The following is an 8,449-nucleotide window of genomic DNA, read 5'->3' on the forward strand; positions in this document are numbered from 1 at the left end:
CTCACTGTTCATGTTTTCGCAAATCCGTTTCCGGTGTTCCGCGTCACATGGTTGTTCTCGGTTTTTCACCCGGCGAAGAGTGAAACCATCTGAGATTCTTCAGTGAGTGTTGCCGACTGCCGTTCCAGTGGAAGCGGGGCACATCCTGCAAAACCTGCCTGGTCGCCGCGACTGTGATCAATGGTGGTGACCGGCCCTGTTTCCGGGGCCCGCTCGCTTCGGTGTTTCCGCCGAGGCAACGCAGAGAACTCTATACGACCCCGCACCTCCGTGCAACTCCGAATCCTGAGGGCCCCGTCACGTCGCGCGTCACCGGCCTCATCGTCCGATGCCGTTTGCACCGAGCACAGACGTCCCGCCCAGGAGCACGATGAAGAACACGATCCAGACGAGCGCGTCCATGCATGCAATGACGAGCGAGCACGAAGACTCCGACGAGCAGGACGAGAACGGGGATGAAGGTCATTCACACTTCCTGGCGGTGGTGAGCACGAGTGTTCGTTCCATTTTCGGACATCCGGAGTCGTGGCCGCACCATCCGCTGTTCTCACTTCGACACCCCCACCTCGTGAGGGGCACCACACTATACTCACGCACATGACCGTTCTCGTCGCTCATGCCCATACCGACGAAGGCGCGGCAGCGTTCACCTTCGCGCTCGCCGAGGCGGCCCGCCGGAACGAGGACCTCCTCGCCTTCGAACTCGCCGGACATCCCGTACCCGAACCCACCACGATCGACGGCGTCGCCGTTTCCTACCGTTCACCCGGCGCCGACGAACGCGATTTCGCCGGAGCCTTCCTCGACACCGCCGAGGCGGTCGAGGTTTCCGTCGTCGTCGTCGGGATCCGCCACCGCTCCCCAGTCGGCAAGATGCTGCTCGGGAGTACCGCCCAGCAGATCCTCCTCGAGTCCTCCGCCCCCGTCATCGCCGTGAAGGCCTGATCCCCGCCGATCGTCCCCGGCACCCGGCACTCACCTCACCGACCCCGAGACGACGACAGTGGGCCGGTCACCTCGGACAGGTGACCGGCCCACTGTCGTGAGGCGGATGGGGCTAAGGGCCTCTCAGCCCTCGACGCGCACGGCTCCGAGCGTCTTCTTGCCCCGGCGCAGCACGACGACCCCGGCACTGCCGGCATCGAGGACGTCCGCGGTCGTGAGTGCCCGGTCCTCGGCGGCGACCTTCACGTTGTTCACGTAGGCACCACCCTCCTTGATCGCGCGGCGCGCCTCGCCCTTCGACTTCACGATCCCGGCCTCGACGAAGGCGTCGGCGACCGGCAGGCCGGCGGCGAGCGCCGATGCGGGCACGGTCGCGTGGGGCACCTCGGCGGTGGCGGCGGCGAGGGTCGCCGGTTCGAGACCTGCCAGTTCGCCGGAACCGAAGAGCGCCTCGGCGGCGGCGAAGGCCTGTGCGGTCTGCTGCTCACCGTGGACGAGCGTCGTCACCTCCTGCGCGAGCGCCTTCTGCGCCGAGCGCTTGTGCGGCGCGGCGCAGAACTCCTCCTCGAGCGCCGCGAGTTCCTCGAGGCTCCGGAACGAGAACACCTTGAGGTACTTCATGACGTCGCGGTCGTCCGCATTGAGCCAGAACTGGCTGAACGCGTAGGGGCTCGTGAGTTCGGGATCGAGCCACACGGTGCCGGACTCGGTCTTGCCGAACTTCGTCCCGTCCGCCTTCGTCATGAGTGGCGTCGCCATCGCGTGGACGGACACACCCTCGACGCGGCGGATGAGGTCGGTGCCGGAGGTGAGGTTGCCCCACTGGTCCGAACCGCCGTGCTGGAGGGTGACCCCGTGGCGCTTGTAGAGCTGGAGGAAGTCGTTGCCCTGGAGGAGCTGGTAGCTGAACTCGGTGAAGGAGATGCCGTGTTCGCTCTTGAGGCGTGCGGACACGGCCTCCTTCGCGAGCATCCGGTTCACCGAGAAGTGCTTGCCGACCTCGCGGAGGAAGTCGATCGCGCTGTACTCGCCGGTCCAGTCGAGGTTGTTCGCCATCTGCGCGGCATGTGCACCGTCGAAGTCGACGAAACGCTCGACCTGGTTCCGGATCTTCCCGACCCACTCCTCGACGACCTCGCGCGGATTGAGGGTGCGCTCCCCCGACATCCGCGGATCCCCGATGAGACCGGTCGCACCGCCGACGAGCATGAACGGGTTGTGACCGGCGAGCTGGAGCCGGCGGGCGAAGAGCAGCTGCACGAGGTTGCCCATGTGGAGGCTCGGCGCGGTGGGATCGAAACCGATATAGAAGTTGACCGGCCCCTCGGCGAGGGCACTCGACAGTGCGCTCTCGTCGGTGGACAGCGCCACCAGGTCGCGGGCCTTCAACTCACTGAAGATATCGGTCACGATCAACCTTTCGTCGGACGGGGGCCACCTGGACGGTGGCCCGACGCACCATGATAACCGCGACGGGCGCCTCGCCGACGGCCCACCACCGGGGGTGGGACCACCGCCGAGGCGCCCGTCGGGTGCCGGCGTGAGCGCGCCTCAGCGCGTCGTGCTCGTGGCGAACGCGCGCAACCGCGTGAGCTCCGCACGCGCGTTCTCGAGCTGCTGCGCGACCGCAGCGCGGGCGGTGCCGCCCTTCGCGTTCCGCGAGTCGATCGATCCCTCGGTCGTGAGGACCTCGCGGACGGCCGGGGTGAAGTGCTCGGAGATCCCCGCGTAGTCCTCGTCGCTGAGGTCCCAGAGCTCGACGTCGCGGCTCTCGGCGAGCTTGACGGCGGCACCGGAGAGCTCGTGGGCAACACGGAACGGCACGCCCTCGCGGACGAGCCACTCGGCGAGGTCGGTGGCGAGCGCGAAACCGCGCGGGGCGAGGTGCGCCATCTTCTCGGTGTTGAACACGAGGGTTGCGACCATGCCGGTGAACGCGGGGAGGAGGAGGGTGAGGGTGTCGGTGGCGTCGAAGACCGGCTCCTTGTCCTCCTGGAGGTCGCGGTTGTACGCGAGCGGCATGCCCTTGAGGGTCGTGAGCAGACCGGTGAGGTCACCGACGAGGCGTCCGGCCTTGCCGCGCGTGAGTTCGGCGACGTCGGGGTTCTTCTTCTGCGGCATGATCGACGACCCGGTGGAGAACCGGTCGTCGAGCGTGACGAAGGAGAACTCCTTCGTCGCCCAGAGGATGATCTCCTCGGACAGCCGGGAGAGATCGACGCCGATCATCGCGGTGACGAACGCGTACTCGGCGAACACGTCGCGGGACGCGGTGCCGTCGATCGAGTTCTCGACCGAGTCCGAGAACCCGAGTTCCCGGGCAACCGCCTGCGGGTCGAGACCGAGCGAGGAACCGGCGAGCGCTCCCGAACCGTAGGCGCTCACATCGGCCCGCCGGTCGAAGTCGACGAACCGGGCGACGTCGCGCATGAGCGGCCATGCATGGGCGAGGAGGTGGTGGGCGAGGAGGACCGGCTGTGCGTGCTGGAGGTGGGTGCGCCCGGGCATCGGCACCTCGCGGTGGGCCTCGGCCTGGGAGACGAGGGCCTCGACCACGTCGAGGACGAGACCGGAGATCACGCGGGCGTGGTCACGGAGGTACATCCGGCCCATCGTCGCGATCTGGTCGTTGCGCGACCGGCCGGCGCGCAGTTTGCCGCCGAGGTCCGGGCCGGCGATCTCGAGCAGTCCGCGTTCGAGCGCGGAGTGGACGTCCTCGTCGGAGAGCAGGGGCAGGAACTCGCCTGCACGCACCTTCTCCTCGAGGGTGTCGAGAGCGGCGATCATGCCGGAGAGCTCGGCGTCGTCGAGCAGGCCCGCACGGTGGAGAACGCGGGCGTGGGCGCGGGACCCGGCGAGGTCGTAGGCGGCGAGGCGCCAGTCGAAGTCCGTCGACTTCGACAGCTGCGCGAGCGCGTCGTCCGGTCCGTCGGCGAACCGTCCGCCCCAGAGGCTCAGGCGTTCTTCGTTACTCACAGTGGTGGGCCCTTTCGGATATTCCCGGCTCGCCGGTGACGGTGCGGTCGGGAGATGTGGTCGTGATGATCGGTGCCGGGGACGCGGGTACGCGTGCCCACGCAGCTGCCCGGCGGTGCGGGGCGACCCGCGTGCGGGATCAGGATCCGCCGGCGAGCTCGAGGAAACGGTCGACGAGGTCCGTGCCGGCCACGCCGTCCCCGGCGATCACGAGGATGGTGTCGTCGCCTGCGATCGTACCGAGCACCCCGTGGAACACCGAATGGTCGATGGCGCTCGCGAGGTAGTGCGCGGCTCCGGGCGGGGTGCGGAGAACGACGAGATTGTCGGAGCTCGTCGCACTCACGAGCAGTTCCTCGAGGATGCGCTGGAGCTTCGAGTCGAGCATCTCGCTCTCGATGCCCTTCTCGAGGCTGCGGTCCCCACCCTCGCCCGGCACCGCGTACACGGAGCCGGCCGAGGTGCGGATCTTCACGGCGCCGAGGTCGACGAGGTCCCGTGAGAGGGTCGCCTGGGTGACGGTGACCCCGCGTTCGGCGAGCGTGTTCATGAGTTCGGTCTGCGAGCGGATGGTTCCCCGGCGGACGATGTCGATGATCTGCTGCTGGCGGGCCGTTTTCGTCGACGGGACCGCGGTCTGGCGTTCCTCGCTCACGCGGGTTCTCCCCGCGTGCTGCGTTCGAGCAGCCACACCATGAGTGCCTTCTGTGCGTGCAGCCGGTTCTCGGCCTCGTCGAACACCACCGAGGCGGGGCCGTCGATGACCTCCGCCTCGACCTCGAGACCGCGGTAGGCGGGCAGGCAGTGCATGAAGATCGCGTCGTTCGTATGGCGCATGAGCTCGGAGGTCACCTGGTACTTGACGAACGGCGAGTCCTCGTCGGCACGGCCCTCGGCCGACTGCCCCATCGACACCCAGGTGTCGGTGATGACGATGTCGGCGCCCTGCGCCGCGGCGAGCGGGTCGTCGGTGACGAGCACGGAGCCACCGGTGCGGGCGGAGAGGGCCGACGCCTCGGCGATGATGGCCTCGGCCGGCTGATGGCCCTCGGGAGCGGCGATGCGCACGTGCATTCCGGCGTTGACGCCGGCGAGTACGTACGAGTTCGCCATGTTGTTCGCCCCGTCGCCGTAGTACGACATCGTGAGGCCGGAGAGCCCGTTGCCGCTGCCGGTGCCCTTGTGTTCGCGGATGGTCTGGAGGTCCGCGACGAGCTGGCAGGGGTGGAAGTCGTCCGAGAGCGCGTTGATGACGGGAACGGAGCTGTTCTCCGCCATCTCCTCGAGCCCCGACTGGGCGAAGGTGCGCCACACGACGAGGCTCACCATCCGTTCGAGGACGTGGGCGGTGTCCGCGATCGACTCCTTGTGTCCGAGCTGCGACTCCCCCGGGTTCACGATGAGGGGGTTGCCCCCGAGGTCGGCGATCCCGGTCGCGAAGGACACCCGGGTGCGGGTCGAGGTCTTGTCGAAGAAGACGATCGCCGTCTGCGGGCCGGCGAGCGGGGTCCGGGAGTAGGGGTCGGCCTTGAGGGCGTCGGCGAGGTCGAGGACCTCGACGAGCTCCTCGGGGCTGAGATCGGTGTCCTTGAGGAAATGGCGTGTCATGGATTCGGTTCCGTTTCCGTGGCGGGTGGTGGGGGCGTCGGCGCGGGCGGCGGCGGCCGGCCTCGATCAGGCGGCGGCGGTCTCGAGGACGCCGGGCAGGGCCTCGAGGAACGTCCCGAGTTCCTCCTGCGAGATCGTGAGCGGCGGGGCGAGGCGGATCCGGGAACCGGTCACCGGGTTCACGATGAACCCTGCCTCGAGTGCGGCCTCCGAGACCGCCTTCGCATTGCCGGCGGCGAGTTCGAAGGACCGCAGCAGTCCTGCCCCGCTCACCGCGATGACGCCGTCGATCTTCACGAGCGCGGACTCGAGCCACGCGCCGAGCTCGCGCGCGTGCTCGAGGAGGCCCTCCTCCTCGATGACGTCGAGGACCGCATTGCCGGCGGCGGTCATCACCGGGTTGCCGGAGTACGTCGACCCGTGCTGACCGGGGACGAGGAGTCCGGTGTTCTCGGGTCCGAAGGTGATCGCCGCACCGATCGGCAGACCGCCGCCGAGGCCCTTGGCCGAGGTGACGATGTCGGGCACGATCCCCTCGCCGATCGCCGGGTCCTGGAACGCGAACCAGGTCCCGCAGCGACCGATGCCGGTCTGCACCTCGTCGAGGATGAGGAGCGCTCCGGCCGCCGAGGTGAGTTCGCGGGCGGTCCGCAGGTACCCGGCGGGGTGATTGCGGACCCCGCCCTCGCCCTGGATGGGCTCGACGAACACGGCGGCGCAGGTCTCGTCGACCTCGGCACGCAGTGCCTCGACGTCCCCGAAGGGCACGTGGACGACACCCGGCACACCGGGTTCGAACGGCGTCCGGTACGCCTCCTTCGCGGTGAGGGCGAGCGCACCCATCGTGCGGCCGTGGAAGGCACCCTCGATCGCGACGATCTTCGAGCGGGTGCCGCCGGCGACGCGGCGGGCCATCTTGAGGGCGGCCTCGTTCGCCTCGGCGCCGGAGTTGCAGAAGTACACCGAGGATCCGGCGGGAGCACCGGCGATCCCGATGAGCCGCTGGGCGAGCGCGATCTGCGGTTCGGAGGCGAAGTAGTTCGAGATCTGGCCGAGCGTGCCGACCTGCTTCGAGACCGCGTCGACGAACGCCGGATGGGCGTGGCCGAGGGCATTCACCGCGATACCGGCGAGGAGGTCGAGGTACTCGGTACCCTCCTCGTCCCACACCTTCGCCCCGGAGCCGCGCACGAGGAGGCGCTGCGGGCGACCGACCGCCGGGAGGATCGCGCCGGAGTGGCGGTCGCGCCAGCCGGTGGTGGAAACGCTGGAAGTCATGCGATTTCTCCTTCTTGGATCATCGTGCCGATTCCGTCGGAGGTGAAGACCTCGAGGAGGATCGAGTGGGCGGTGCGGCCGTCGATCACGTGGACCTGTCTGACGCCGGCGTCGACGGCCTCGAGGGCGGCGGTCATCTTGGGGATCATGCCGGAGTCCAGCTTCGGCAGGAGTGCACGCAGTTCGTCCGGGGTGATGCGGGAGATGAGGCTGTCCTTGTCCGGCCAGTCCGCGTAGAGGCCGGGCACGTCCGTGAGCATCATGAGCTTGTCGGCCTTCATCTCCCGAGCGATCGCGGCGGCGGCGAGGTCGGCGTTGATGTTGAGCGGCTTGCCCGCCTTCCCGCCGAGTTCCGCGGCGATCGAGCAGATGACGGGCACCCGTCCGGCGTCGAGGAGTTCGTTCAGCACCGCGGTGTTCACCCGTTTCACGGAGCCGACGCGGCCGAGCGACACCTCCTGCCCGTCGACGAGCACGGAGGTCGGTTCCGCGAGCATGAGGTCCGCGTCCTCGCCCGAGAGTCCGATCGCGGCGTCGCCGTTCTGGTTGATCCGGCTCACGATGTCGCGGTTCACCTGCCCGGCGAGCACCATGCGGACGACCTCCGCGGCCTCCTCCGAGGTGAAGCGTTGGCCGGCGACGAACTCGCTCTCGATGCCGAGGCGCTCGAGCATCCGGTTGATCTGCGGGCCACCGCCGTGGACGACGATCGGGCGGAGTCCGACGAAGCGGAGGAACGCGATGTCGTCGGCGAAGGACTGCTGGAGTTCCGGGGAGATCATCGCGTTGCCGCCGTACTTGATGACGACGGTGGCGCCGGAGAAGGTCTTGATCCACGGCAGGGCGTCCGTGAGGATCTCCGCCTTGGCCTGGGCCTTCACGAGGCGTTCGGCTGCTGAGGGTGGGTTCATGAGGAGTAGGCGCTGTTCTCTTCGACGTAGTCGTGGGTGAGGTCGGAGGTGAGGATCGTGGCCTCGGCGGAACCTGCGTGGAGGTCGATCTCGACGAGGACGTCGCGGCTCCACGTGACGAGTGCGGGATCGGCGTCCGGGGTGGAGCCCGTGCACACCTGCACTCCGTTGATCGCGACGTCGATCGCAGTGGGATCGAACGCGGCGTTCGTGATGCCGACCTGGGCGACGACACGGCCCCAGTTCGGGTCCTCCCCGAAGATCGCCGCCTTGAAGAGGTTGCCGCGGCCGACGGCGCGGCTCACCTCGAGGGCGTCGGCCTCCGTCGCGGCACCACGGGTGACGATCGTGATGTCGTGGTGCGCTCCCTCGGCGTCGACGTGGAGCTGCTTCGACAGGTCGAGGCACGCCTCGGTGAGCACCTCCGTGAATTGCGCGAGGTCGACCGGGTCGGTGGACTCCCCCGAGGACATGAGGATCACGGTGTCGTTCGTCGACATGCACCCGTCGGTGTCGAGTCGGTCGAAGCTCTTCGACGTCGCCGTGCGCAGGGCGGTGTCGAGCTGCTCGGCGCTCAGCTGCGCGTCCGTCGTGAGGACGACGAGCATCGTCGCGAGCCCGGGAGCGAGCATTCCTGCGCCCTTCGCCATCCCGCCGAGGCGCCATCCGGCTCCGTCCCGGGCCACCGTCTTGGGGACGGTGTCGGTCGTCATGATCGCCTCGGCGGGGGG

8 protein-coding genes are annotated in these 8,449 nt (G+C 68.6%); 1 reads left to right on the forward strand and 7 read right to left on the reverse strand.

Translation table 11 applies throughout. The annotated features are described in order from the left end of the window. The first annotated feature begins 597 nt into the window (after positions 1-597). The gene (locus tag ABD172_RS06185) at positions 598-945 is read left to right on the forward strand and encodes a universal stress protein (protein WP_344307935.1); all 348 of its coding nucleotides are present in this window, start codon (positions 598-600) and stop codon (positions 943-945) included. A gap of 123 nt (positions 946-1,068) precedes the next feature. On the opposite strand, the gene tyrS is transcribed toward ABD172_RS06185, so the two are convergent. The 7 genes from tyrS to ABD172_RS06220 all read right to left on the reverse strand — a co-directional run. Further along, a complete protein-coding gene (gene tyrS / locus ABD172_RS06190) occupies positions 1,069-2,355 on the reverse strand; it encodes a tyrosine--tRNA ligase (RefSeq protein WP_344307937.1) in 1,287 nt (428 codons plus the stop codon). A gap of 141 nt (positions 2,356-2,496) precedes the next feature. Then, a complete protein-coding gene (argH, locus tag ABD172_RS06195; RefSeq protein WP_344307939.1) occupies positions 2,497-3,921 on the reverse strand; it encodes an argininosuccinate lyase in 1,425 nt (474 codons plus the stop codon). Between the two features lie 139 nt (positions 3,922-4,060). After that, complete coding sequence (locus ABD172_RS06200; RefSeq protein ID WP_344307941.1) at positions 4,061-4,576, reverse strand: arginine repressor; 516 nt, start codon at positions 4,574-4,576, stop codon at positions 4,061-4,063. Further along, a complete protein-coding gene (argF, locus tag ABD172_RS06205) occupies positions 4,573-5,529 on the reverse strand; it encodes an ornithine carbamoyltransferase (protein WP_344307943.1) in 957 nt (318 codons plus the stop codon). Before argF ends, ABD172_RS06200 begins: the two co-directional genes overlap by 4 nt. Before the next feature lie 66 nt (positions 5,530-5,595). Continuing rightward, the gene (locus tag ABD172_RS06210) at positions 5,596-6,807 is read right to left on the reverse strand and encodes an acetylornithine transaminase (protein ID WP_344307945.1); all 1,212 of its coding nucleotides are present in this window, start codon (positions 6,805-6,807) and stop codon (positions 5,596-5,598) included. Continuing rightward, positions 6,804-7,718 (reverse strand): acetylglutamate kinase, encoded by a 915-nt coding sequence (gene argB / locus ABD172_RS06215; protein ID WP_344307947.1) that lies wholly within the window; start codon positions 7,716-7,718, stop codon positions 6,804-6,806. Before argB ends, ABD172_RS06210 begins: the two co-directional genes overlap by 4 nt. Further along, a partial coding sequence (locus ABD172_RS06220) for a bifunctional ornithine acetyltransferase/N-acetylglutamate synthase (protein ID WP_344307948.1) occupies positions 7,715-8,449 on the reverse strand: 735 nt, incomplete at its 5' end. The genes ABD172_RS06220 and argB, both read right to left, overlap by 4 nt.

The organism is Brevibacterium samyangense (assembly GCF_039529845.1).
Taxonomy (GTDB): Bacteria; Actinomycetota; Actinomycetes; order Actinomycetales; family Brevibacteriaceae; genus Brevibacterium; species Brevibacterium samyangense.

Coding starts and splice junctions, on each gene's coding strand:
- ABD172_RS06185 (WP_344307935.1), top strand. CDS start 598: ATGACCGTTCTCGTCGCTCATGCCCATACCGACGAAGGCGCGGCAGCG.
- argF (WP_344307943.1), bottom strand. CDS start 5,529: ATGACACGCCATTTCCTCAAGGACACCGATCTCAGCCCCGAGGAGCTC.
- ABD172_RS06210 (WP_344307945.1), bottom strand. CDS start 6,807: ATGACTTCCAGCGTTTCCACCACCGGCTGGCGCGACCGCCACTCCGGC.
- argB (WP_344307947.1), bottom strand. CDS start 7,718: ATGAACCCACCCTCAGCAGCCGAACGCCTCGTGAAGGCCCAGGCCAAG.